Annotated in this window: 26 protein-coding genes; 8 read left to right on the top strand and 18 right to left on the bottom strand. The window is 63.1% G+C overall.

Annotated elements, in window-relative coordinates:
- Nucleotides 1-3: 3 nt before the first annotated feature.
- Entirely contained in the window at nt 4-441 is a 438-nt protein-coding gene (locus AC070A_RS16715) for a cupin domain-containing protein (protein ID WP_058321081.1), read from the bottom strand.
- Complete coding sequence (gene gloB, locus AC070A_RS16710) at nt 441-1,211, bottom strand: hydroxyacylglutathione hydrolase (RefSeq protein WP_057254755.1); 771 nt, start codon at nt 1,209-1,211, stop codon at nt 441-443. Before gloB ends, AC070A_RS16715 begins: the two co-directional genes overlap by 1 nt.
- An 81-nt stretch (nt 1,212-1,292) precedes the next feature.
- Between gloB and AC070A_RS16705 the strand changes: the two genes are divergently transcribed.
- From AC070A_RS16705 to AC070A_RS16695, 3 genes are all read left to right on the top strand, one after another.
- Nucleotides 1,293-2,057 (top strand): class I SAM-dependent methyltransferase, encoded by a 765-nt coding sequence (locus AC070A_RS16705; protein ID WP_093233941.1) that lies wholly within the window; start codon nt 1,293-1,295, stop codon nt 2,055-2,057.
- Nucleotides 2,058-2,202: 145 nt separating this feature from the next.
- The gene (gene hisC, locus AC070A_RS16700; protein WP_057254757.1) at nt 2,203-3,309 is read left to right on the top strand and encodes a histidinol-phosphate transaminase; all 1,107 of its coding nucleotides are present in this window, start codon (nt 2,203-2,205) and stop codon (nt 3,307-3,309) included.
- Nucleotides 3,309-4,232, top strand: coding sequence for a prephenate/arogenate dehydrogenase family protein (locus tag AC070A_RS16695; protein WP_057254758.1), 924 nt, complete (start codon nt 3,309-3,311; stop codon nt 4,230-4,232). The genes hisC and AC070A_RS16695 overlap by 1 nt, the downstream gene beginning before the upstream one ends.
- A 61-nt stretch (nt 4,233-4,293) precedes the next feature.
- Here the strand turns inward: AC070A_RS16695 and AC070A_RS16690 are convergent, their stop codons facing one another.
- Entirely contained in the window at nt 4,294-5,304 is a 1,011-nt protein-coding gene (locus AC070A_RS16690; RefSeq protein WP_057254759.1) for a DUF2125 domain-containing protein, read from the bottom strand.
- 202 nt (nt 5,305-5,506) lie between these two features.
- Between AC070A_RS16690 and AC070A_RS16685 the strand changes: the two genes are divergently transcribed.
- A complete protein-coding gene (locus AC070A_RS16685) occupies nt 5,507-6,058 on the top strand; it encodes a gamma-glutamylcyclotransferase (RefSeq protein ID WP_057254760.1) in 552 nt (183 codons plus the stop codon).
- 4 nt (nt 6,059-6,062) lie between these two features.
- Here the strand turns inward: AC070A_RS16685 and AC070A_RS16680 are convergent, their stop codons facing one another.
- The 4 genes from AC070A_RS16680 to ftsE form a co-directional block, all read right to left on the bottom strand.
- The gene (locus AC070A_RS16680; RefSeq protein ID WP_057254761.1) at nt 6,063-6,854 is read right to left on the bottom strand and encodes a lysophospholipid acyltransferase family protein; all 792 of its coding nucleotides are present in this window, start codon (nt 6,852-6,854) and stop codon (nt 6,063-6,065) included.
- 128 nt (nt 6,855-6,982) lie between these two features.
- Complete coding sequence (locus tag AC070A_RS16675) at nt 6,983-7,681, bottom strand: YdcF family protein (RefSeq protein WP_057254762.1); 699 nt, start codon at nt 7,679-7,681, stop codon at nt 6,983-6,985.
- A gap of 97 nt (nt 7,682-7,778) precedes the next feature.
- The gene (locus AC070A_RS16670) at nt 7,779-8,801 is read right to left on the bottom strand and encodes a cell division protein FtsX (RefSeq protein WP_057254763.1); all 1,023 of its coding nucleotides are present in this window, start codon (nt 8,799-8,801) and stop codon (nt 7,779-7,781) included.
- Nucleotides 8,794-9,453, bottom strand: a complete 660-nt coding sequence (ftsE, locus tag AC070A_RS16665; RefSeq protein WP_057254764.1) for a cell division ATP-binding protein FtsE — start codon at nt 9,451-9,453, stop codon at nt 8,794-8,796. The genes AC070A_RS16670 and ftsE overlap by 8 nt, the downstream gene beginning before the upstream one ends.
- Nucleotides 9,454-9,766: 313 nt before the next feature.
- Between ftsE and AC070A_RS16660 the strand changes: the two genes are divergently transcribed.
- The 3 genes from AC070A_RS16660 (at nt 9,767) to AC070A_RS16650 (ending at nt 11,622) form a co-directional block, all read left to right on the top strand.
- Nucleotides 9,767-10,429: a hypothetical protein gene (locus AC070A_RS16660; protein WP_057254765.1), complete on the top strand. Its 663-nt coding sequence runs from the start codon at nt 9,767-9,769 to the stop codon at nt 10,427-10,429.
- 63 nt (nt 10,430-10,492) lie between these two features.
- Nucleotides 10,493-11,038: a hypoxanthine phosphoribosyltransferase gene (gene hpt / locus AC070A_RS16655; RefSeq protein ID WP_057254766.1), complete on the top strand. Its 546-nt coding sequence runs from the start codon at nt 10,493-10,495 to the stop codon at nt 11,036-11,038.
- 224 nt (nt 11,039-11,262) lie between these two features.
- On the top strand, nt 11,263-11,622 hold the full coding sequence (locus tag AC070A_RS16650) for a response regulator (protein WP_057254840.1): 360 nt from the start codon (nt 11,263-11,265) through the stop codon (nt 11,620-11,622).
- Between the two features lie 220 nt (nt 11,623-11,842).
- Here the strand turns inward: AC070A_RS16650 and AC070A_RS16645 are convergent, their stop codons facing one another.
- The 4 genes from AC070A_RS16645 to argH all read right to left on the bottom strand — a co-directional run bounded on the left by AC070A_RS16645 (nt 11,843) and on the right by argH (nt 17,795).
- Nucleotides 11,843-14,497, bottom strand: coding sequence for a TIGR02302 family protein (locus AC070A_RS16645; RefSeq protein WP_113479387.1), 2,655 nt, complete (start codon nt 14,495-14,497; stop codon nt 11,843-11,845).
- Nucleotides 14,498-14,700: 203 nt separating this feature from the next.
- Entirely contained in the window at nt 14,701-15,969 is a 1,269-nt protein-coding gene (gene lysA, locus AC070A_RS16640) for a diaminopimelate decarboxylase (protein WP_057254768.1), read from the bottom strand.
- Between the two features lie 118 nt (nt 15,970-16,087).
- Nucleotides 16,088-16,282, bottom strand: a complete 195-nt coding sequence (lptM, locus tag AC070A_RS16635) for an LPS translocon maturation chaperone LptM (protein WP_057254769.1) — start codon at nt 16,280-16,282, stop codon at nt 16,088-16,090.
- 109 nt (nt 16,283-16,391) lie between these two features.
- Nucleotides 16,392-17,795 carry an argininosuccinate lyase gene (gene argH / locus AC070A_RS16630; RefSeq protein ID WP_057254770.1) on the bottom strand — a complete coding sequence of 468 codons (1,404 nt, stop codon included), beginning with the start codon at nt 17,793-17,795 and terminating at the stop codon, nt 16,392-16,394.
- Nucleotides 17,796-17,821: 26 nt separating this feature from the next.
- Between argH and tlpA the strand changes: the two genes are divergently transcribed.
- Complete coding sequence (gene tlpA / locus AC070A_RS16625) at nt 17,822-18,493, top strand: thiol:disulfide interchange protein TlpA (RefSeq protein WP_113479386.1); 672 nt, start codon at nt 17,822-17,824, stop codon at nt 18,491-18,493.
- A gap of 71 nt (nt 18,494-18,564) precedes the next feature.
- Here tlpA and AC070A_RS16620 read toward each other — a convergent pair whose 3' ends face one another.
- From AC070A_RS16620 to AC070A_RS16590, 7 genes are all read right to left on the bottom strand, one after another.
- Nucleotides 18,565-19,437 carry a 3-hydroxybutyryl-CoA dehydrogenase gene (locus AC070A_RS16620; protein WP_057254841.1) on the bottom strand — a complete coding sequence of 291 codons (873 nt, stop codon included), beginning with the start codon at nt 19,435-19,437 and terminating at the stop codon, nt 18,565-18,567.
- Nucleotides 19,438-19,589: 152 nt separating this feature from the next.
- Nucleotides 19,590-20,519 carry an electron transfer flavoprotein subunit alpha/FixB family protein gene (locus AC070A_RS16615; protein ID WP_057254772.1) on the bottom strand — a complete coding sequence of 310 codons (930 nt, stop codon included), beginning with the start codon at nt 20,517-20,519 and terminating at the stop codon, nt 19,590-19,592.
- A gap of 22 nt (nt 20,520-20,541) precedes the next feature.
- Nucleotides 20,542-21,291, bottom strand: a complete 750-nt coding sequence (locus AC070A_RS16610) for an electron transfer flavoprotein subunit beta/FixA family protein (protein WP_057254773.1) — start codon at nt 21,289-21,291, stop codon at nt 20,542-20,544.
- A gap of 291 nt (nt 21,292-21,582) precedes the next feature.
- On the bottom strand, nt 21,583-22,374 hold the full coding sequence (locus AC070A_RS16605; protein ID WP_057254774.1) for a rhomboid family intramembrane serine protease: 792 nt from the start codon (nt 22,372-22,374) through the stop codon (nt 21,583-21,585).
- Nucleotides 22,375-22,450: 76 nt separating this feature from the next.
- Complete coding sequence (locus AC070A_RS16600; RefSeq protein ID WP_058323911.1) at nt 22,451-23,029, bottom strand: cob(I)yrinic acid a,c-diamide adenosyltransferase; 579 nt, start codon at nt 23,027-23,029, stop codon at nt 22,451-22,453.
- Nucleotides 23,030-23,099: 70 nt separating this feature from the next.
- Nucleotides 23,100-23,303: a twin transmembrane helix small protein gene (locus tag AC070A_RS16595; protein ID WP_057254776.1), complete on the bottom strand. Its 204-nt coding sequence runs from the start codon at nt 23,301-23,303 to the stop codon at nt 23,100-23,102.
- Between the two features lie 23 nt (nt 23,304-23,326).
- Complete coding sequence (locus AC070A_RS16590) at nt 23,327-24,160, bottom strand: SDR family oxidoreductase (protein ID WP_113737120.1); 834 nt, start codon at nt 24,158-24,160, stop codon at nt 23,327-23,329.
- Between the last annotated feature and the right edge of the window lie 105 nt (nt 24,161-24,265).

Below are 24,265 nucleotides of genomic sequence, written 5' to 3'. Positions count from 1 at the left end.
TTGTTATCGCTTGGGCGGCTGCCAGTCGGGGGCCGCCATTTCGAAGGCGGCGAAATCAAATGCTGGCGCGACGGTGCAGCCGACCAGCGTCCATTCGCCAAGCGAGGCGGCGGACTGCCACCAATCGGCCGGGACCACGCCCTGCGGTCGTTCTCCGCTCAGAATGTCGGACCCGAGCCGCAGCGTCTCGGCGGATTTTCCATCTTCGGCGATGCTGAGTTCGAGCGGCGCACCGGCGTGATAGTGCCAAATCTCGACCGCGTCGCGGACACGGTGCCAGTGCGAGCGCTCGCCGCGCTCCAACAGATAATAGATTGCCGTCGAATGCCCGCGTGGGCCACCAGCCGTATCGCGGAAGGTCTCGAAGTACCAGCCGCCCTCCGGATGGCGCGCCAAACCGAGTGCCTTGATGATCTCCGCCGCCGATTGCGTCTCAGCCACTAGAAATTATCCTTCCGCTTGCGGATTTCGGCAAAGACCGTGGCATCGTCGGCGTTCTGCATTCCAAGATGGGCGCGGATGCCCGGGTCGGTGGCGCGCAGGAACGGGTTCGTGCGCTTCTCCAGGCCGATCGTCGTCGGTGCGGTGAAGCCGCCGTCGCAGCGCGTCTCCTCGATCTCGGCGGCGCGCGCCTTGAGCTCGGCATTCTCGGGGTCGACCGTGACCGCGAAGCGGGCGTTGGACAGCGTGTATTCGTGGCCGAAATAGACCGTCGTGTCATCCGGCAACGCCATCAGCCGGCTGAGAGACTGCCACATGGTCGCTGCCGTCCCCTCGAACAGACGACCGCAGCCCAGCGCAAACAGGGTGTCGGCGGCAAACAGCAGCCTGTCCTGCGGGAAGTGGAAGCAGATGTGACCGGCCGTGTGGCCCGGGGTCTCGATCACCTCGACGGAACGACCGGCAAAATCGAAGCGCTCACCATGGCGCACGGCCTTGTCGAGCCCCGGAATTTTCGAGGCTTCCCCGAAAGGCCCGATGATCGTGACGCCGAAGCGTTCCTTCAGGGCGTCATTTGCCGCCACGTGATCGCCGTGATGATGGGTCGTCAGGATGTGGGTAAGCCTCCAGCCGCGCCGCTCCAGCGCTTCCAGGATGGGCGCCTCTTCCGGCGCGTCGATAGAGGCGGTCAGGCCGCTTTCGGGATCGTGGATCAGCACGCCGAAATTATCGGTGCGGCAGAGGAAGAGGTCGAGTTCGAGCGCGGCCATGGCACGTCCTCCGGTCAGAAGAGAGGGAATGCTGCCGAATGTAGCGAGCCTTACCTTGAAGTCTACCGCTTCGAAGCTAACATGTTGCGAATGCACACCGATATCGTCGACCTGCGAGAATTCTATCACTCCGAGCTCGGCCGGATGGCGGAGCAATCCGTCACCATGGCGCTTTCGTCCGTCTGGGCGCGGCTCCCGGACGAGCGGCTGGTCGGCCTCGGCTATGCCGTTCCCTATCTCGAACGGTTCCGCAAGGACACGGAGCGCACCTTCGCCTTCATGCCGGCGGGGCAGGGGGCGGTGAACTGGCCGGTTGCCGAGCTCTCCTCGACGGCGCTGGTGTTCGATGAGGAGTTGCCGCTGCCCGACGCCTCGATCGACCGGGTGCTGATGGTGCATTCGCTGGAATTCGCCGAAAGCCCGCGGGAGACCATGAAGGAGATCTGGCGGGTGCTGGCGCCAGGCGGTCGCCTTATCATCGTCGTGCCCAACCGGCGCGGCGTCTGGGCGCGCATGGAACACACGCCCTTCGGTTCCGGGCGACCCTATTCGCGTGGGCAGCTGACGGCGCTGCTGCGCGAGACCAACTTCACGCCAGGTGCCACGGCGGATGCGCTCTTCTTCCCGCCGTCGAAACTCAGGGCGATCCTGCGGCTGCGTCGGGGCTTCGAGCGGCTCGGCCGTTCGCTCTGGCCGGTCTTCTCCGGCGTCATCGTCGTCGAGGCGCAGAAGCGGCTTTACCAGGGGCTGCCGGTCGCCGCACGCGCATCGCGCCGCGTCTTCGTGCCGGTGCTGGCGCCGCAGGGCGTGCCGAGCACGCGCGAGAGGCCGCGTCCCACCCGCTAACCTGCCTGGGAACCGCGGCGGACCCTCGACAAAAGCCGCTTGCGCCGCTAATGGCTTGACCTCTTTTCCTGCCTGCAGCGCCGCGCGCCTCCCATGGCACGTATCGGTTGCTGCAGCACTTTGATGGCCAAAGAAAGCTGACCCGATGAGCCTTGCTTCGAAGAGCCCTGAGCCGCGTTCCGGCATCCTGGATATTGCCGCTTATGTGCCGGGCAAGGAGCATGCGCCGGGTGTCGCCAAGGTGCATAAACTCTCGTCCAACGAGACGCCGCTTGGCGCAAGCCCGAAAGCGATCGAAGCCTTCCAGTCGGCTGCCTTCAACCTCGAACGTTATCCGGATGGCCAGGCGCGGGCGCTGCGAGAGGCGATCGGTGCCGTGCACGGCCTCAACCCGGCAAACATCATGTGCGGCAATGGGTCGGACGAACTGCTCGGGCTTCTCTGCCACACTTATCTCGGGCCCGGCGACGAAGGCATCATCACCGAGCATGGCTTCCTCGTCTACAAGATCCAGATCCTGGCGGCGGGCGCGACGCCCATTACCGTCAAGGAGAAGGATGCGCGCGTCGATGTCGATGCCATTCTCGCGGCGGTCACCGAGCGCACCAAGGTCGTCTTCCTGGCCAATCCGGCCAATCCGACCGGCACCTACATCCCCGTCGATGAAGTCCGCCGGCTGCATGCGGGGCTGCCCGAGGGTGTGCTGCTGGTGCTCGACGCGGCCTATGCCGAATATGTGCGCCGCAACGACTATGCCGCCGGGCTGGAGCTCGTCTCGGCCAGCCGCAATGTGGTGATGACCCGCACCTTCTCGAAGATCTACGGCCTTGCGGGTTTGCGCATCGGCTGGATGTATGCACCGCCGGAGGTGATCGACGCGGTCGACCGTGTCCGCGGGCCCTTCAACCTCAGTGCGCCCTCTATCGCGGCGGGTGCTGCGGCGATCCGTGATCAGGCTTTCGTGGCAACGGCGGTTGATCACAATCTCACCTGGCTTGCGCGTGTCAGCGAAGCGCTCGAAGCGATCGGGCTGCGCATCACGCCCTCGGTCACGAATTTCGTGCTGATCCACTTTCCGGAAGAAAACGGCAAGCGGGCCGAGGAAGCCGATGATTTCCTGACCAGCCGCGGCTATATCCTGCGGGCGGTCAGCAGCTACGGCTTCCCCAATGCGCTGCGCATGACCATCGGCTCGGAAGAAGCCAACGAAGGCGTCATCGCGGCGCTGATCGAATTCATGGGACGGAAATAATGGCTCAGCAGTTTGAAACGATCGCCCTCATCGGCATTGGTCTCATCGGCTCGTCGATCGCGCGCGATATCCGCGAGAAGCAGCTTGCCGGTACGCTCGTCGTCTCCACGCGCAGCGAGGCGACGCTGAAGCGTACGCAGGAGCTCGGGCTCGGCGATCGCTATACGCTGTCTGCGGCCGACGCCGTTCGCGACGCCGACCTCGTGATCGTCTCGGTCCCGGTCGGCGCGTCCGGTGCCGTGGCGGCCGAGATTGCTGCGCATCTGAAGCCCGGTGCGATCGTCACCGATGTCGGCTCGACCAAAGGCTCAGTGATTGCGCAGATGGCGCCGCATCTGCCCGAGACCGTTCATTTCGTGCCGGGGCATCCGATCGCCGGTACCGAGCACTCGGGCCCGGATGCCGGCTTCGTCGGCCTCTTCCGCGGCCGCTGGTGCATCCTGACGCCGCCGGAGGGCGCTGATGGGGAAGCGGTCGCGCGGCTCCGGCGTTTCTGGGAAACGCTCGGCTCGATGGTCGAGGAGATGGACGCCGAGCACCACGACAAGGTGCTGGCGATCGTTTCGCACTTGCCGCACATCATCGCCTACAACATCGTCGGAACCGCCGATGATCTCGAGACCGTCACCGAATCCGAAGTCATCAAGTATTCGGCCTCGGGTTTCCGCGACTTCACCCGTCTCGCGGCATCCGATCCCACCATGTGGCGTGACGTCTGCCTGCACAACAAGGACGCGATCCTGGAGATGCTGGCGCGGTTTTCGGAGGATCTCGCCTATCTGCAGCGGGCGATCCGCTGGGGCGACGGCGAGAAGCTCTTCGACCTCTTCACCCGCACCCGCGCCATCCGCCGCTCGATCATCCAGGCGGGCCAGGATACGGCGATGCCGGACTTCGGCCGGCATGCCATGGATCAGAAATAAGCTGAGCAAGTCGAGGAAGACCGAGGAACGGTCTTCCGTCCGGAAGCGGGTGTTCGACGATCTAGAGCGTCGGCAGGACGCCGATCGGGATGAAGGCGAGAAACGCCGTGCCGTCGCGCACGTTGAGCTTCACGGTCGCCTCGTCCTTGCCGTTGGCGAGCGCCTTCAGCATGTTCGCGGTGTTGTCGACGAGGTTGGCGTCGTCGGGAATCAGCTTGACCAGATTGGCCCGCCAGGCCTCGATATTCGTCATCGTCAGCGAGAACTCGCCGGAAATCAGTCCCTGATCGTTGACCGAGAAGGGGCCGGAAAGCTTGGCGTTCATGCCGGAGCCGAGATCGAGGGTGAGCTGTCGGAGTTCGCCCTTGCTGCCGCGAAACATCTCCGGTGTCGGTGTGGTTGCCATCCACCCGGCCTTGTCGGTGAAGGTCAGGTCCGCAGCCACCGTGGCCGGCGGCGCGTAGCTCGGGCCTTCCTCCGGACGAAGGTCGAGCTTGTCGACGCTCAAAGCGGCATCAAGATCCGCGCCGTTCTGGCGCAGGTGCAGTTCGCCGTGGCTGGCGCCGAAGCCAAGACCGTCGCCCGCAAGCGGCAGGCGCACCCGACCGGTGAGGTTGTCATAGGTGAGCGAGGTGCGGTCGACACCGGACAAGGTCGCACGCACGCTCGCATGCAGCAGCGTCCAGTCGGCGAAGACGTTGAGGCCGGGCGACGCCCGGATTTCGGCCGGGCCGTCGAGCTCGATCACGGCGTGGCCGGGCTGGTAGACCTGGGCGGCTGTGCGCAGCGCCCCGAAGGAGGCGGATGTGCCATGGCGGGTGTCGTCGAGGTGGACCTTGTCGCAGAAGAGGCCGATTCGGAACGGAAAGCCGCGCACGTCCATGTTCGTGCATTCGCCGCCGAGGCCGGCTGCCTGTCCATCGGCAAGACGGGCCGTGAGGCGTTTCTCGATCTGATCGGCGGCGAGGAACCAGCCGGTCGAATAGATGCCGGCGACAAGCACGATGCCTGCCGTCAGCCAGCGGAACTTCCGGCTGACCGGCGAGGGATTGGAAACTGCGGTTGCCGACATGGGCGCGGATACCTCACTCTAAACTGGACTGCGGCTGCCTTTCGGGTGGCGCCGCCGATCCGCAAAACTATTCTTGTCTTCGGGTGCACGAGGACGAGCTTGTCTCTTTCGTGCCGAGATGCTGTGCCGTAGAAACCGACATGGCTGACCATTCCTACAAGCCGATGGTGATTCGGTGGCGAGAGCAGACAGCGCGGGTTGAATGACAGTGGATATGGACGAATTTTGGGTCTTTGGCTACGGGTCGCTGATGTGGAACCCCGGCTTTGCCTTCGAGGAGAAGCTGACGGCACGCGCATTCGGCTATCGCCGGTCGCTCTGCGTGCATTCCTGGGTTCACCGCGGCACCGAACAGCGGCCGGGACTGGTGCTTGGGCTCGACCGAGGCGGCTCCTGCATCGGCACGGCTTTTCGTGTCGAGCGTGGGCAGCGGGAGAGTGTTACCGATTATCTGCGCGAGCGTGAACTGGTGACGCATGTCTACAAGGAGCGCACGATGCCGGTGCTGCTTGCCGATGGACGGCGGGTGCCGGCGCTTGCCTATGTCATCGACCGCGACCACGTCCAGTATGCCGGAACGCTCAGCACCGGTGAGGCGGCCGATATCGTCGCCGTTTCGACCGGAAAATCCGGGCCGAACAGCGAGTATGTGTTCAACACGCTTGCCCATCTCAAGGAAATGGGCATCCGCGATCACTGGCTGGAAGAGGTGGTGGGCCTGCTCGAGCAGACACGCCAGCGTGCGCGGGCCTGATCGCTCAGGCCCTGCCGGCGGCCTTCAGTTCCTTCAGCCTTTGCTCGGCGGTTGGCGGCAGCGGCAGGTGCGGATTGTTCTGCACCGTTTCGACAAGCAGTTCGTCACTGGCCTTCTCCGTGACTTCCATGAGCTTGGCAAGGAATGCATCCGGATCCATGCCCGCCTCGACCGGCGGCAGGATGCGGACCTTGAAGTGGCCGGGAAAGCGCAGGAACTTGCGGCGCGGCCAGAAGAGGCCGGGATGCATGGCGACCGGCACGACAGGCACGTTCAGGTCGCGGTAGAGGCGGGCGATGCCGTACTTGTACTCCGGCGGAGCGCCCGGCGGGCGGCGCGTGCCTTCCGGGTAGATGATGAGTTCGCGGCCGGTTGCCATTTCCTGCTTGGTGCGATCCATGACGCTGGTCATCGCCTTGCCGCGTGCGGCCCGGTTTACCGGAACCATGCGCTGCTTGAGGATGTACCAACCGAACAGCGGGATCCAGGTGAGCTCACGCTTCAGAATGTAGAAGGGATCGTCGAGCCAGGGGAGCAGCGCATAGGCATCCCAGAAGGACTGGTGCTTGGGAGCGAAGATGTAGGGGACCTTCGGGAGGTTCTCCAAGCCTTCGATCTCAAAGGTCGTCCCGACCATCTTGTCGAGCAGCCAGTGATTGCTGCGCACCCAGTTCTTGGGAACGAACCAGGCCTTCTTGCGCGGCAGCAGGAAATAGATCGGCGTCAGCACGATCATCTGCACGATCAGATTGGCGTAGAACACCATGTTGAAAAGGATCGAACGCAAGACGATCATCAGGCACGCTCTCGTAGGCGAGTTCTTAAGGGGCTCGGCGTCAGGCCGATTGATCGCTGCCTACACGAAACCGTGCCGAAGGAAAACTGCCCTCTCTCACTTTAGGCCATCGACGTTCTCGAGGGCCTCTATTCTTCCGCCGGCGTGGCGCGTGAGGAATCGGTGCGCAGGCCGCTCGTCGGCCGGGCGCCGGCGAGATCGCGAACCGATGCGATCGTATACTTCCCGAACTCCAGGAGGATCGATTTCAGTACCATCGGGTTGCGCAGCCAGTTCGTCGTCTTCAAATCCGAATTGACCACCGGGTAGGGGATGAATTCCGTCTCCGGGCGGGTACGCCGAAGCTCCAGCAGGCTGCGTGGCATATGGTAGTTGTTGGTAACGACGAGCACGCTCGTATAGCCGCGATCACGGATCCATTGTGCCGTCTCGGTGGCGTTGCCGATGGTATCGATCGCCTCATGACCGATATCGACGCAGCATTTGAAGAGATCGGCGGAGCTCTGGGTGTTGCGGCGGATCTGGCTGCCGGTGGTCGTCGGGTGGACGCCGGAGATGAGCAGGCGCTTTCCGGCGCCGCCCTTCAAGAGATCGACCGCTTGGTCGATGCGCTGGAAACCACCGGTCAGGACGACGATCGCATCCGCCTTGGGATGCACGGGTGGCTGCAGCGATGCGACGGTGTCGGCGAAATTGAGGAAGGCGCCGATCAGGAGCGCGAGCGGTAACAGGAGGACGAAGAACGTTCGCCGGAGAATTTTGCGCAAGAGGCTGCGGGGCCGCCGGCCATCGTCGGCTTTCCCCTGCCATTTGCCTCCTCCGGCCATCCCGTTCCCGCGTAATTCTCGCGCCATCATGATTCTCTTCACATAGCCACAGATTACGGCAAGGAATAGATCGAGGCACGGCGAAACATCGGGCGGTTCAGCTCTGGTAGAGATCCGTGCGGCCGGGGTCCGAACGGATGAGGTCGATCTCGTGGATCGTGCGCATGACCGTGAGGCGAGCGGTCACGGTCGTCAGGATGGCGATGACGACGATGATGGCGGCGATACCGAGATAGCCACCATAGCCAATGGTAAAGGTTCCGAAGAGGGCGGTTGCCTGATCGGTCTGCGGTGTTGCCAATGTCTGCGACTGCCAGAAGCCGGCAAGCGCAAAGGACAGCGCGGCAAGCAGGCCGCCGGTGCCGGCACCCTTGAGGCTGATTCTCAGAAAATGCTTCTGGAATTCGGAGGCGACGAAACCGGCCTCGGCACCGACGAAATGCAGCACCTCGACGATGTGACGGTTGCCGGAAAGGGCGCCGCGGGTGGCGAAAATCACCGTCAGCACCATGGCGGAGAACACGAGGGCCAGCACGCCGGTGCCGATCATCGCCGTGGTATTGGCCATGGCGACGAGCCGGTCGACCCAGGTGCGGTGATCGTCGAGGAAGGCCTGTGGGATCGTCTCGGTCAGCGCCTTGCGCATGGCGGCGAAATCGGGCGGATTGTTTTCGTCGATGGTGATGATGATCAGCCGCGGCACCGGCAATTCGTCGAGATCGAGGCCCTCGCCGAGCCAGGGTTCCAGTAGGCGCGCGGTGGCGGCGCGATCGACGATCTTGCCATCGGTCGTGCCGCTGAAGGTCAGCGCCAGATCGCGGGCATCGGCGAGCGCCTTCTCCATGTCGAGGCTATCGTCCGGCTTGATCTGGACGGTGATCTCGCGGGAGATCTGCGACTGCCAGCTCTGGGCCGTTGCCCTGACCATGCTGACGCCGCCGAGTGTCAGGCAGGCAAGGAACGACATGATGGCGATGACGCACATCAGCGCATGGCCGGAGACATTGGTCGAAGGCACGATCGGGCCGGTCGGCCGCACGCGCATTTCCGTCCGGCGTTGTTGCGGCTCCGACGCCTGCTCGGGCGCATCCTTCTGGCGTTTCGTGCGGCTGTCACTCATAGATGTCGAGCCGCCCCTGCGAAAGGATCATGCGTCGCGCCTCCACCTGATCCATCAGCGACAGATCGTGGGTGGCGATCACCACCGCGGTGCCGAGCCGGTTCAGCTCGAGGAAGAGGTTGAGGAGGCGCCTGGCCATCGGCGGATCGACGTTGCCGGTCGGTTCGTCGGCAAGCAGGATCTCTGGCCGGTCGATCAGCGCCCGCGCGATCGCCGCGCGCTGCTTTTCGCCGCCTGAAAGAACCGGCGGCAGGACATTGATGCGCTCGCCGAGGCCGACCCATTTCAACAGTTCCAGCACGTCGGCGCGATAGCTCGATTCCTCCTTGCCGCGGACGCGCAGCGGCAGGGCGACGTTCTCATAGGTGGTCAGGTGATCGAGCAGGCGAAAATCCTGGAAGACGATGCCGACGCGCCGGCGCAGCATCGGGAACTCCTCGCGCGGGATCGACGAGATGTTGCGGTCGAACATCCGGATCAGGCCGCGCGTCGGCTGCAGTGAGAGGAACAGCAGTCTCAAAAGGGTGGTCTTGCCGGCGCCCGACGGACCGGTCAGGAACTGGAACGAACGGCGCGGAATATCGAAGGTCAGGTCCCGGAGGATTTCCGGTCCCATGCCATAGCGCAGTCCGACGTTCTCAAAGTGAATCAAGCGACAGCCCAGTCTCTCTCACGGCCCTGCAACCGACGGCCGGTTCCGGTCCTCCGCGCATAGGACGACCAGCCTCGAAAGGCAAAACCGCCAGCGGAATCATGGTTAAGCAGCGGTTAATTTTTCATGAAAAGGTGCCGCTTTCGCGACGTCTTTCCGAAACATTAACCATTCCGGTTTACGTGTCGGAAAGAATTGATGCAATGCCTAGATTCTTGCATGCCAAGGGTTCGCGCATTGCCCGATGGTTTCGCAGTCGAGGCGGTAGGTCGAGTGGCCGCACCGTGCCCCTGTGGGACAGGAGGAACTGGTCATGCATGCATTCCGGACCAAAACCGCCGGCGCTTCGGCGGACTTCCTGCCGCCCGAACGGGGCGGTCGTGAGGCAGCCGCGATGCCGCGACGCGTCGACTATGTCGATGCCGAGTTCGAGGTGATTGCTCCCTCGTCGCGCCGAACGCCCTATCCGGTGTTCAACGACAACGCCAAGATGGGAAATCAGAAACGGCCGACCTTGACGGTCGTGGCCGACGAAACGTCGCTTGCCGGCCGACTGTTGAGCCTCGCCGAAGCGCGGCTGCGCGACATGCCGGCGCGCCGCTTCGCCGGCCTGGTCGCGGGTTTCGCACTCGCATCCTTTCTGGTGATCGTCGGTTTCGCGGGCGACGGGCAGGCCGATATCCAGCCGCTTGCGATATCAGGGGTCACGAGCTCTCTCGACTATTCCGGCGGCATGCGGGTGCTTTCCGTCTACGGCTCGATCGACAACCGCTCCGATGTCGAACAGCGCCTGCCGCTCGTCGTGGTGGGGGTGGCAGCCAACGGGCGCCAGGTTACGACCACGCGCGTGATGCCCGAAGGCGCGGCAATCGCGCCGGGCGAGAGCCGCCATTTCAGGACGCGGCTGCCCTATGCAGGTGGAAAAATGCCCGATGTGACGGTTTCCTTCGCTGAAAACGGTGTTTCAGCCCGCTGATTGTGCTAAGCGGCGCGGATGGGAAGGCTTTGGTCTTCCGGATGAAACGCTGGAGAAGCCTTGATGCCCGTTGTTCGCGGTAAGAATATCGAACCTCTCTACACGGCCGAAACGATTGCCGCGCGCAACAGCGAGTTGGCCGGGATGATCGTCAACGGTCCGCACAAGGATCTGCTGGTGATCGCGGTGCTCAAGGGATCGTTCATCTTTGCTGCAGACCTGATCCGCGCCATGCACAACACCGGCCTTGCACCGGAAGTCGAGTTCATCACGCTGTCGAGCTACGGGCTCGGTACGGTCTCTCAGGGCGTGAAGATCATCAAGGATATCGACAGCGACGTGCATGGGCGTGACGTGCTTTTGATCGACGACATTCTCGAATCCGGCCGGACACTGCGTTTCGCCAAGGAGCTGATGTACGAGCGCGGCGCGCGCAACGTGACGATCGCCGTGCTGCTCGACAAGCGCGTCAAGCGGAAGGTCGAGCTCGAAGCCGATTATGTCGGTTTCGAATGCCCCGATCACTTCGTTGTCGGCTATGGCATGGATGTCGCCTATGCCTTCCGCGAGCTGCCTTTTGTAGGTGTCGTCACCGGCGACGCCGAGTAAGGCGTGTCAAAACGGCACGCCGACCCTGAAATCCGGTCGCCGCGCGTTTACCGAACACAAACGAAAAACTGGTTGGTTGGGGATGTACCGCGTGGTGATTCCCTATCGGATTGGCGGTGCTGCAGCGCCGTCGTGTCCGGTCGATGACCGACGCCCGCTGTAACCTTTTGGATCAGGTGCGGGCGTCGGCGTGAAAGCCGCGCCTCGGAAACGCGGAGGCCATGATGGCGAAAATCCTGATTACCGAGGACGAGGATGCGTTGCGTTCCTTCGTCGCGCGGGCACTGAAGCTCGACGGCCATGAGACGGTCGAGGCGGGCGACGGTGCCGACGGCCTTGCCTGCCTCCAGAGCGAGGCTTTCGATCTCCTGCTTTCCGACATTCGCATGCCCGTCATGGACGGCATCGAGCTGACGCATCAGGCGTCGGCTGCCTTTCCGGCAATGAAGATCCTGCTGATGACCGGCTATGCCGAACAGCGCGAGCGGGCCGACGATCTGGCCGACAAGATCGTCGACGTCATCTCCAAGCCGTTTTCCCTTCCCGATATCCGCAAGGCCGTTGCGCTCGCGCTGGCTGCCTGACGAATCCCAATCCGACAACTGATTGCTGCCGAGGTCGTGGGCTTGAGGCTAGATCATTTCATTGTTTCATCGAAACACTGAAATGACCTAAGTCTTTGAAATTACGCAATTCCGCACGGAAAACCGTTTCGCACTTTTCCTGGAATTGCTCTAGGCGCCGCAACGCTGCGCCTCGCGAGGACCGGAATATCGGATCGGCTGGCCCGAACCAGCTACGGGCTCATTGCATGTCGAGCAGGCGCTCGAGATATTGCCGCTCGGCCTCCGGCGACAGGTTATCTCCAAGCCGGCGGCGGATCTCTTCGAGGATCTGGCGGGCGCGTTGCGTGTCAAATTCCTCGGGCACCTTCACGTGGTCACCAAATTCCGGACCGCGGTTGTTCTGGGGCCTGCCAAGCGGGTCGCGGCCGTTCTGGCCGAATTGCGGGACGCCCATGCCGGGGCCCTGACCCTGGCTCTGCATCTGGTTCATCATGTCCTGGGCGCCTTGGCGCAGCGCCTGTAGCGCACGGCCTTGATTGCCCACCGCCTGTTCGCCCTGGCCCTTGCCAAGCGCGCCGGAGGCTCCGTCCATTTCCCGCTGGGCTTCGCCGAAACCCTTGCCCGGCTTGATGCCCATGTTTTCGAGGCTCTTGTTGAGTTCTCCGAGCTGCTTGCCAAGCGCGTCTTGCTGCTGCTTCAACTGCTTGAGCGCATCCTTCAGCTGTTCGGCGGTCATCTCGTCGAGCGGGTTGGGCTGGCCATTCGGATCGCCGCGCTGTTCCGGATCCTGCGGCATCTCCTGACCGAAGAGCTCGTTATCCTCGCCCTGCAACGGGTCGCCGCGCTGCATCCGGTCGCGCTGCGCCTGGTCGAGCTTGAAGGTCTCGTCCATGAGCTTTTGTTGATCCTGCAGCAATTTGCCGAGCTTCTCGATCTGCTGACTCATGGCATCGTTCTGCTGGCCCATCTGCTGCTGGCCGCGGCCGGCCTGCAGATTGTTCATCATCCGCTGCAGTTCCGACAGCAACTGGCGTGCCTGATCGCGCGCGCCGGAGCGCGCCAGGTTCTCGATCTGGTTCATCATCCTTTCGAGGTCCTGCTGGCGCAGGATGTTGTTCGGGTTCATCTTGCCGGCCATGCGCGGGTCTTTCGCCGCCTGCTGGGCGAGGGCCTGCATGTACTCCTGCATGGCCTGGCGCAGCTCCTGCATCAGCTTGGCGATTTCCTGGTCGGACGCATTGCGCTCCAGCGCGTCCGAGAGCGCCTGCTGTGCGTCGCGCAGGCGCCGCTCGGCGAGTGACAGGTCGCCATCTTCGATGCCGAGCGCGATCTCCCATAGGTATCCGGCGGCGTCACGCAGCATGTCTTCGTTGTAGGCAAGGGCCATGCGCGTGCGAGCCGATTTCAGCAGCAGGAAATGCGTGAGGTTGGGGATCCAGTCCTCGGCAAGCGAAGCAACGGCATCGTTGAGGTCGAGCGCGCGCGGCAGGTCGTTGGCATTGAGGGCGAAGACCTGGCGTTGCTCGGCGACCGCGCCGGCGAGCGGCTGGATGAACTGGCGGGCGGGCAGGATCATTTCATGCGGCGGGCTGCGGCCCTCCTGGCCTGCGGCGTCGCGGGCGACGAGTGTGACCTTCACGCGCTTGCCGGCAAGCGGATGTTCGCTGAGGTTTCGGCTGGTCGTGCCCTTGGCTTCGCGCGCGTTGCGGCGCGGCAGGTCGAGCCGGTATTCCGGCAACGGATAGAGCGGGCGAGCCCCCTCTGCGGCTTCGTCGAGTGGCTGGATCTCGGCCCAGGCCTGAGCGATGCCGTAATCATCCGTTGCAGCGAAGGTGATTTCCAGCGCCGCATTGACGGTCGGACGAGGAATGCCGTCGAAGGAGATCTGCGGCACACCATCCGGAATGATCTTGAAAGCCCAGCGCCGATCCCCGACGACGAGCTCGCCGTCCTTGACGATCTTGTAGACATGGTTGCGCACGGCATTCGGGTTGCGGGCAGGCTCGGGCGCAGCCATTTCGGCGACCTTGGGCCCGGCCTCGCCCACCTTCGGCTTGGGCTTCGTTTCCCCGGCTTTCTCGCCGACCGCCGGAATGGCGGTTGCCTTGGCCGCGCCGCTTTCCGCAAACCGGACGATCTGGTCCGGTCCGGCCCCGGTGACACGGACCGTCAGGTCGCTGAATTGCGGGGTGGTAATGGCCCCGGTGTCCTCCGCAGCCGATACGGCCTCCGGCTTTCCGGTGAGGAAAATCGGGGCACGGCCGGTATAGGCGGGTGGCGTCACCCAGGCATCGATGCGGATATCGGCCGTTTCGACCGCAGCCTGCGGCAGGCGCAGCGCGTCGCTGAGCAGGCCGGCGCGGTTGGAATAGGAATAGGCGAAGGCGACACAGGCGAGAAGCACCGGTACGGCACGCAGGGCAAAAGGATCGTGTCGGGCGATATCAGGACGCGGAAGCCCCGTCTCGAGCGCGCCGATCATCCGTGCCATGCGGGCCTGGTGCTCGCGCCACAGCGCCTCGCCCAGTGGATTGTCGGTTGCCGGCCGATCGTCCTGGACGCGGATCGCCTGGTGGGGCAGGGCGTTGCGCTCTTCCAGCATGCGGTCCGCGTCGACATTTCCGGGCAAACGGATCCGCGTCAGCGGAAACAGCGATGCGAGAAAACCGATGGCGAAGGCAAAGAGGGCTGCGGCATGCAGCCAGAACGGTGCCACGCGGAAGAAGCCGAGCCAAGCGCAGGCGAGAAATAGAAGAACGATAGAACCGGGCAGGAGGGTGCGCGGCAGAAGCTGTTCGGCGACCAGCACCGAGCGCGCCAGCCATCTCTTCAGTGCCAGGGTTCTCGAAAACGGCTTCGGTTGTGGCGTTTCATCCTGCCGGAATTGCGTCATCCGCCCAAGTTTCCTTTCGGTCGCCCGTCAACGCTCGTGGCTGACCCTATATCGTAAAGCGAGATGCGGCCGGAGACGGCGCAGCTTAGCTTATTCCGCTGGCCTTCAGGATACCATCCTTTGTGGCGAAGACGAGGGCGCAAACAGAATCGTGATCGCCCGGGTGGCCGATCCACAGATTGTCGTCGTTGGTGCGGATCGCCTCAGGCGAGCCAGTCCGGAACCGAATCGAGGCCGATCAGGGCATCATAATCCTGACGCGGACGAACGACGTGGAAGCGGTCGCCCTTGACCAGAACTTCAGGGATCAGCAGACGGGAATTGTAGGTGCTGGCCTGGACGGCGCCATAGGCACCTGCCGAGCTGATGGCGAAGAGATCGCCGGGCTTCGGCATCGCCATCTCGCGATCGAGCGCTAGGTAGTCGCCGGTTTCGCAGACGGGCCCGACGACGTCGGCACGGATGCGCGGGGCGTTGGCGGCGGAGATGCGAACAGGGCGGATCTCGTGATAGGCCTCATAAAGCGTCGGGCGGATGAGGTCGTTCATCGCGCCGTCGACGATGACGAAGGTCTTGTCGCCGCCATCCTTCACGTAGATCACTTCGGTCACGAGGATGCCGGCATTTCCGACGATCAGCCGGCCCGGTTCGGTGACGATCTTGCAGCCGAGCGACTGCAGCTGGCTCTTGACGATTTCCGCATAGGCATCGGGCAGCGGCGGGGGGTTGTTGTCGTCCTTGTAGGGAATGCCCAAGCCCCCGCCGATGTCGACGTGGTCGATCGAGTGGCCATCGGAGCGCAGCGTGTCGACCAGCTCGCGCAGCAGCTTGAAGGCGTCGTCGAAGGGCTGCAGTTCGGTGATCTGGCTGCCGATATGCATGTCGATGCCGGTGACCTGGATGCCGGGCAGCGTGGCGGCATGGGCATAGACGGCGCGGGCGCGCTCCCAGGAAATGCCGAACTTGTTTTCCTTCTTGCCCGTCGAGATCTTGGCGTGGGTCTTCGCGTCGACGTCAGGGTTGATGCGGAAGGAGACATGGGCGCGCTTGCCGGCGCGCACGGCGCGCTGGTTCAAGACTTCGAGTTCCGGCTCGGACTCGACGTTGAAGCAATAGATGCCGGCGTCCAGCGCCAGGTCCATTTCCTGCGGCGTCTTGCCGACGCCGGAGAACATGATCCGGCTTGCGGGAATGCCGGCTGCAAGGGCGCGGCGCAGTTCGCCGCCCGAGACGACGTCGACGCCGGCGCCCAGGCGACCGAGCGTCTTCAGCACCGCCTGGTTCGAGTTGGCCTTCATCGCATAGCAGACCATCGCGTCCACATCGGCGAAGGCCTTGGAAAAGACCGTGTAGTGGCGCTCGAGCGTGGCGGTCGAATAGCAATAGAAAGGCGTGCCGACGGCGCGCGCGATGTCGGTGACCGGCACGTCTTCAGCGTAGAGGATTCCGTCGCGGTACTGGAAGTGGTTCACGGGCTGCAGCTCGGCTTTTGCGCAATTCCAGGAGAGTATGAAGCGGTTTTTCGTCCGGAATTGCGTAATTTCAAAGAGTTAGATCAATTCAACGGTTCGTTGGAAACGATGAGCGGATCTAGAGGAGGGGATCGAGCAGGAAAGGACGGTCGTCCGGTTTTTCCTTCTGCTCGACGGTGCCGGCGGGCGCCTTGGTGTTGATCGGCGCCGTCGAACCGGGGCGGTCGAGATCGCCCTTGCGTCCGCAACCGACAAGAACCAGCCCGGGGATCGCCAGCAGGAGCGCAAGCCGGGCCGCCTTCGTGAATGTCATCGTTATTTTCCTTCGCGGGACTGATGCTGGTGCGATGTCTTATCGATTTTTCCGGCGCTTGTGCACCCTGAATTTGCGGGCGGAGGCCGCCCACACCTTCGCTCATCCCTTAGTTTCGGGCGCGCCACCAGGCGATCTGTTTGCGAACCTCGTTGGGCGCAGTGCCACCGAAGGAGGTGCGGCTGGCAACCGAAGCCTCGACCGTCAGAACGTCGAAGACCTTCTCGGTGATGTCGGCGTGGATCGATTGCAGGTCGGCAAGCGAGAGATCCGCCAGATCGCAGGCCTTCTGTTCGGCAAGTGCTACGGCCCGGCCCGTGACGTGGTGGGCGTCGCGGAAGGGCAGGCCCGCCTCGCGCACCAGCCAATCGGCAAGATCGGTCGCGGTCGAATAGCCGGAGCCGGCGGCCGCCTTCATGCGGTCGGTGCGAACAGTCATGTCGCGCACCATGCCGGTCATGGCGGCAATCGCCAGCTCGAGGCTCTCGGCGGCATCGAAGACCTGTTCCTTGTCTTCCTGCATGTCCTTGGAATAGGCGAGCGGCAGGCCCTTCATGACCGTCAGAAGTGCTACCAGCGAACCGTTGATGCGGCCGGTCTTGGCGCGCACCAGTTCGGCGGCATCGGGGTTCTTCTTCTGCGGCATGATCGAGGAGCCGGTCGAAAACGCATCGGACAGGCGGATGAAGCCGAATTGCGGGGTCGACCAGATGACGATCTCTTCGGCGAGGCGCGACAGGTGCGTGGCCGTGATCGATGCCATCGACAGGAATTCGAGCGCGAAGTCACGGTCGGACACGGTGTCGATCGAGTTGCGGGTCGGGCCGGCGAAGCCGAGCGCCTTGGCGGTCATGTGCCGGTCGATCGGGAAGCCGGTGCCGGCGAGTGCGGCAGCACCGATCGGGCTTTCGTCCATATGCTCGATGGCGTGGCGCACGCGCGAGCGGTCGCGGCCGAACATTTCCACGTAGGCCATGCAATGGTGGCCAAAGGTGACCGGCTGCGCGGTCTGCAGGTGTGTGAAGCCCGGCATGACGGTATCGGCATGTTCCTCGGCACGGTCGAGGAAGGCGGCGATCAGCGCCGTCAGCGCCTTCTCAGTCCGCTGCAGCTCTTCCTTGACCCAGAGGCGGAAGTCGAGCGCCACCTGGTCGTTGCGCGAGCGGGCGGTGTGCAGGCGACCGGCGGAGGGACCGATCAGTGTCGCAAGCCGCGCTTCGATGTTCATGTGGATGTCTTCGAGGCGGCGCGAGAACTCGAACTGGCCGCTTTCGATCTCTGACAGGATCGTGTTGAGGCCGTGAACGATTTTGTCTTTGTCTTCAGTCGAAATGATGCCTTGATGCGCCAGCATCGTCGCATGCGCTATTGAGCCGCGGATGTCCTGGGCATAGAGCTTCTTGTCGAAGCCGATCGAGGCATTTATCTCCTCCATGATCGCGTCCGGACCCGAGGCAAAGCGACCGCCCCACATTTGGTTGGAGGATTTCGTCTCGGAATTGCCGTCAGCCATGAAGAATGCCCGCCTTGGAGAATGAAATGCCCGACCAGAAGAAATCCCCCCCGGCCGTGAAACTGTTCGCGCTCGCCGCCCTGTTTGGCGTGATCGTCGGTGCGGCAGCGGTATACGTGAAGGAGACGGGGTCTGGCAATGGTGAGGCGACTGAAACGGCCAGCACCAGCTGCCCGCTGACATCAGCCAAGGTCGCGTCGCTGACGCCGTTCATGAAGGGTCATGTCGCCGCCATGTCGCCGGCTTCGTCGCCGCGGCCGATCGCGCTCGACTTCAACGGTCCGGATGGCAAGCCGACCAATGTCTCGGCCTTTGCCGGCAAGACCCTGCTCGTCAACCTCTGGGCCACCTGGTGCGTGCCGTGCCGCGAGGAAATGCCGGCGCTCAACACACTGCAGAAGTCGCTCGGCAGCGACAAGTTCGAGGTGGTGGCGATCAACATCGACGTCGGCGACGACGAGAAGCCGAAGGCGTTCCTCGACGATACCGCCGTGCACGACCTTGGCTACTACCGCGACGCCTCCATGGGCGTCTTCAACAACATGAAGAAGGAAGGCCTTGCCTTCGGCCTGCCGGCGACCTTGCTGCTCGATGACAAGGGCTGCCTCATCGGCTCGATGAACGGCCCGGCCGCCTGGGACAGCGATGATGCCAAGGCGCTGATCAGCGCCGCTGTCGCCCCGGCAGTCGGTAGCTGAGGCGGGATCGGTAGGTGCACAAAACAAAAACCCGGCGGATCGCCGGGTTTTTCTTTGCCTTTGACGACAAGTTAGCGGGTCGGAACCGGAATCTCGCCGCGGTAGTCGTAGAAGCCGCGGCCGGATTTGCGGCCGAGCCAGCCTGCCTCGACGTATTTCACCAGCAGCGGGCAGGGGCGATACTTCGAATCCGCCAGGCCGTCATAGAGCACCTGCATGATCGACAGGCAGGTGTCGAGGCCGATGAAGTCGGCGAGCTGCAGCGGGCCCATCGGATGGTTGGCGCCAAGCTTCATCGCCGTGTCGATGGCCTCGACGCTGCCGACGCCTTCGTAAAGCGTGTAGATCGCCTCGTTGATCATCGGCAGCAGGATGCGGTTGACGATGAAGGCCGGGAAATCTTCGGCGACCGTTACGGTCTTGTCGAGCGTCGCAACGAACTCCTTGGCGGTCTTGAAGGTCAGCTCGTCAGTGGCGATGCCACGCACGAGCTCGACCAGCTTCATGACCGGAACCGGGTTCATGAAGTGGATGCCCATGAAATGCTCGGGACGATCGGTGGCCGAGGCCAGACGGGTGATCGACAGAGAAGAGGTGTTGGTCGCCAGGATCGCTTCCGGCTTCAGGATCGGACAAACCTGGCCGTAAATCTTGCGCTTGATCGTCTCGTCTTCGGTGACGGCTTCGATGACGAGGTCGGCCTGCGACAGGTCGTTGATGTCGGATGAGCCCTTGATCAGGGCCAAGGCGGCTTTGCGGGCCTCGTCGGTCATCTTGCCGGACGATACCTGGCGGGCGAGGTTGCCGTTGATGGTGGCAAGGCCCGCTTCGATCCGTTCAGCGGCAAGATCGTAGATCTGCACCTTGTATCCGGCGATTGCCGAAACATGCGCGATGCCACAGCCCATTTGCCCGGCACCAATAATTCCGACAGTCTTGATCATCGCGGCGAACATCCATCTTCAAAGGTTTGGCGGTGAGGCCGCCATCAGACACGCAAACCGGGCCGGTTTGGCCGGCCCGGTAGATTGTTAATGCCAAGTCCACGCTTTTGCCAGCCCTTTTCATGGGTGGCGGCGGGCGGCTCTTGCCGTGGTTACAGGGCCTTCTGCAACTCAGGCAGCGCTTCGAAGAGATCGGCAACCAGGCCGTAGTCGGCGACCTGGAAAATCGGTGCCTCTTCGTCCTTGTTGATCGCGACGATGACCTTCGAGTCCTTCATGCCGGCGAGGTGCTGGATGGCACCGGAGATGCCGCAGGCGATATAGAGATCAGGTGCGACCACCTTGCCGGTCTGACCGACCTGCCAGTCGTTCGGCGCGTAGCCGGCATCGACGGCAGCGCGCGAGGCGCCGACGGCAGCACCGAGCTTGTCGGCAACCGGCAGGATGACTTCCTGGAACTTCTCCGAGGAACCGAGCGCACGACCACCGGAGATGATGATCTTGGCCGAGGTCAGCTCCGGACGGTCGGACGACGACAGGGCGTCGGCGACGAAGCTGGAGACACCCGGGTTGGCGGCAGCCGCGACACTTTCGATCGCAGCCGAACCGCCTTCAGCGGCAGAGGCGAAGGAGGCGGTGCGCACGGTGATGACGCGCTTGGCTTCCGTCGTCTGCACCGTCTGGATGGCGTTGCCGGCATAGATCGGGCGCTTGAAGGTGTCGGAAGAGACCACTTCGATGATTTCCGAGACCTGGGCGACGTCGAGCAGCGCTGCGACGCGCGGCATGACGTTCTTGCCGACCGAGGTCGCCGCTGCGACGATGGTGTCGTAGTTGCCGGCGAGCGAAACGATCAGGGCTGCCAGCGGCTCTGCGAGGTTGTTGGCAAGCGAGGCATCGTCGGCGACGAGCACCTTGGATACCCCGGCAAGCTTCGATGCCTGTTCGGCCGCTGCCTTGGCGCCGCTACCGGCGACCAGCACATGCACATCGCCGCCGATCTTGGAGGCGGCGGTCAGCGCCTTGGCGGTCTGGTCGGAAAGGTGGTTGCTGTCGTGGTCAGCCAGAAGAAGAATGGCCATGATGATATCTCCCTTCCTTAAATCAGAGCACGCCGGCTTCGGTCTTGAGCTTTTCGACGAGCTCGGCGACCGACTTGACCTTGATGCCGGCCTTGCGGCCCGACGGCTCCTCGGTCTTCAGCACTTTGAGGCGGGCAGCGGTGTCGACGCCGAAGTCCGCAGGGGTCTTCTTGTCGAGCGGCTTCTTCTTCGCCTTCATGATGTTGGGCAGCGAGGCGTAGCGCGGTTCGTTGAGGCGCAGGTCGGTGGTGACAACTGCCGGCAGCTTGATGTCGATGGTCTGCAGACCGCCGTCGACTTCGCGGGTCACGGTTGCCTTGCCATCGCCGATCTCGACCTTGGAGGCAAAGGTGCCCTGGGCCCAGCCGAGCAGAGCCGACAGCATCTGGCCGGTCTGGTTCGAATCGTCGTCGATCGCCTGCTTGCCGACGATGATCAGGCCCGGCTGTTCGGCTTCGGCGACGCCCTTGACGATCTTGGCCACAGTGAGCGGCTCGACCTGGTCTTCGGTCTCAACCAGGATGGCGCGGTCGGCGCCCATGGCAAGGGCCGTGCGTAGCGTCTCTTCGGCCTTGGCCGGACCAACGGAAACGACGACGACTTCCTCCGCCTTGCCGGCTTCCTTCAGCCGCAGCGCTTCTTCGACCGAGATTTCGTCGAAGGGGTTCATCGACATCTTCACGTTCGCGAGCTCGACGCCCGAACCGTCTGCCTTCACGCGGATCTTGACGTTGTAGTCAACCACCCGCTTCACCGTCACAAGTATTTTCATGGATTCTTCCCTCCAAGAGCTTTCGCAGGAAAATGCGCCTTAACGGAGCCGCCTGATTGTCGGTTGGCGACATCGATACGCGTTTTTTCTCCAATTACAATCGCTGTGCATGGCGCTAAATCGATATAATCCCGAGAATTGGAATGACGTTTACGTACACGTAAGATAAGCGGATGGCAAGCGGGTTCCGAGGCCAGTCTTTTACAGGTCGTCAATGCGGGGCCGGGGGCAGGCAAGTCCTTGAAAAACCGCCCGATCCGCGTTCATTGGGCGGAAAAGGCCGGGCTCCGCTCAGGTCTGGCGTCCCCAGGGCATCGGCGGTTTTGTCGCATCCGGAGCCGGCTGCTGCCCGGCCGTGACCGGTTCCGCCTTGTGGCGGACGGCGCGTGGCGTAACGATGGTGCGGTCGAAAAGCGGTACGTCGCGGCGTCGCAAAATGACCACCAGGATGAGGCCGGCGACGATGCCGCCGACATGGGCGCTCCAGGAAACGCCGCTGCCAGGATCGACGACCAGCATGAAGAATTGCTGGCCAATCCAGAGGGCCAGCGGAATGGCCGCGGGAAGCGGCAGCGGGATGCGGAAGAACACCAGAACCCAGACGCGCACCTTCGGATGCAGCAGGAAGTAGGCGGCAACGACGCCGGAGATCGCGCCGGATGCGCCGATCAGCGGTGCCTCTGAGGCCGGATCGAGAAGCCCATGTGCAAGCGCCCCCGCGGCGGCGCAGAGCAGATAGAAGGCGAGGTAGCGGAAGTGCCCGAGCGCGTCTTCGACATTGTCGCCGAACACCCAGAGGAACAGCATGTTCATCGCCAGATGCATGAAGTCGCCATGCAGGAAGGAATAGGTGATGAAGGTGAAGCCGTCGGGAACGATGATCAGTGACGGATCGAGTTGGGCATAGTCGAAGATGAGCGCCGGGATATAGCCGAAGCCGAGGATTGCGGCATTGGCGAACTCTTCCGAGGCGATCGGCCCGGTGATCAGCCAGACGACGATGTTGACGACGATCAGGCTGATCGTGACGTACTGGACCTTGATGTGCTTCAGGGTGTTCGTATCGTGAAGCGGTATGAACATGCTCTCTCCCGAAGCGTCGTTCCATGCCACGGTTCCTCAATCCGAATCCGGCTTGGGAACGATGCGGAAGCGGACGTTATCTGTTTTTTCCGGGAATCCAAAGGACGTCGGCTTGACCTTTGTCATTTGCCGAACGCGCCGCGACAAACAGGAAATCGGAGAGCCGGTTGATATAGGCGATCGCCTCTTTGCTGACGATCTCTCCTTCGACATTGGCGAGCGCTACCATCTGCCGCTCGGCCCGCCGCGCGACGGTGCGGGCGACATGCAACATCGCTGAGGCAGGACTGCCGGCTGGAAGCACGAAGGAGCGCAAGGGTTCGAGCTCGGCATTCAGCCGGTCGATTTCGGTCTCCAGCCAGGTTACCTGCGCTGTGACGATCCGGAGCGGTTCGTATTGCGGCGGTTCGCCGGTGTCGGGCGTCGCGAGATCGGCGCCAAGATCGAAGAGATCGTTCTGGATCCGCATCAGCGCGTCGTCGAGCGCCGGGATGTCGGCCGTGTGCTGCCGCGCCAAGCCGACGAAGGCGTTGGATTCATCCACCGCGCCATAGGCATCGACCCGAAGGTCGCTCTTGAGGCGGCGCGGACCTGCAACAAGCCCGGTGGTGCCGTTGTCACCCGTCCGGGTGTAGATCTTGTTGAGCTTCACCATCTGTCGTCACGGTCCTCTAGAGCAATTCCAGGAAAGGTGTGAAACGGCTTTCCGTCCGGAATTGCGTCATCTAGGTCGGGCGGCCGCCGCCGGTGACCCACAGCGTTACCATGATCAGGACGATCGCGATCGCTTGCAGCAGCACGCGGGCCTGCATCAGCTTGTTGGATTTGCTGGCGCTGCCGCCCCTCATCATGTTCAAGAGGCCGCGGAGCAAAACTATGGCGACCAAGCCCATGACGAACAGGGTCAGGCCGGTGAAGAAACTAGACATCGTATTCTTCCTTGCATTTTTACTCAGCCAAGTCGGCCGATGATGCGATAAAACAACGCTGCCGGCAGGAGCTTTTTCAGAAGCGCGCCCTGCCTGGCGGGCCTTGTTACAATATAGTGCGGTTTTGGTTTCTTTGCTGTCAGCGCGTGCTTCAAAACCGCATAAACCGCATCCGGGCCGAGCTTGCCGGGCGCGGGTTTGCCTTCGCCCTTCAGGCGCCGCATCTGTCGTTCGTATTCGATACGGTGCACCGAATTCTTGAGGTCGATGAAACGCTCGATATAGGCAACGGCATTGGTCGTGAACTTGGACGCGATCGGTCCGGGCTCAATGAGGCTCACCTCGATGCCGCTGCCGGCAAGCTCCATCTTGAGCGTGAGCGACAGGCCCTCGATCGCAAACTTGGATGCGTTGTAGGCGCCGCGCCAGCGATAGGGAACGATGCCGAGGATGGAGGAGCACTGCACGATGCGGCCGCTGCCACGCGCCCGCATCGACGGAATCACCCGCCGCGTCAGGTCATGCCAGCCGATGACGTTGGTCTCGAGCTGAAGCCTAAGCGCTTCGGTCGGCAGGTCCTCGACGGCACCGGCCTGGCCATAGGCGCCGTTGTTGAACAGCGCGTCGATGCGTCCGCTGGAAAGCGCCAGCACCGTGTCTGCCAGGGCGGCGATGGTTTCCGGCTTGGTATAGTCCATCAGGAAGGTCTCGATGCCCTCAGCTTCAAGGGACTGGCGGTCTTCTTCCCGGCGCACGGTGGCAAAGACACGCCAGCCGTCGGCATGGAGCGCGCGCGCACAGTAGGCGCCGATCCCGGACGAACATCCGGTGACAATGATTGTGGGGCGATCAGTCATCCGATCGATTCCTGTAGAAATCCTGCCTCCGTTTCCCATATTCATCGGCGGGATACAATTGAATTGCGCAAGCCGGAACCCGCCAGCGTTGTCGCCGTTGGGATC

The organism is Ensifer sp. GW101-20A05, from assembly GCF_059424735.1.
The sequence above is the reverse complement of the archived record's forward strand: the minus strand, read 5'-3'. Positions and strand labels throughout refer to the sequence as shown.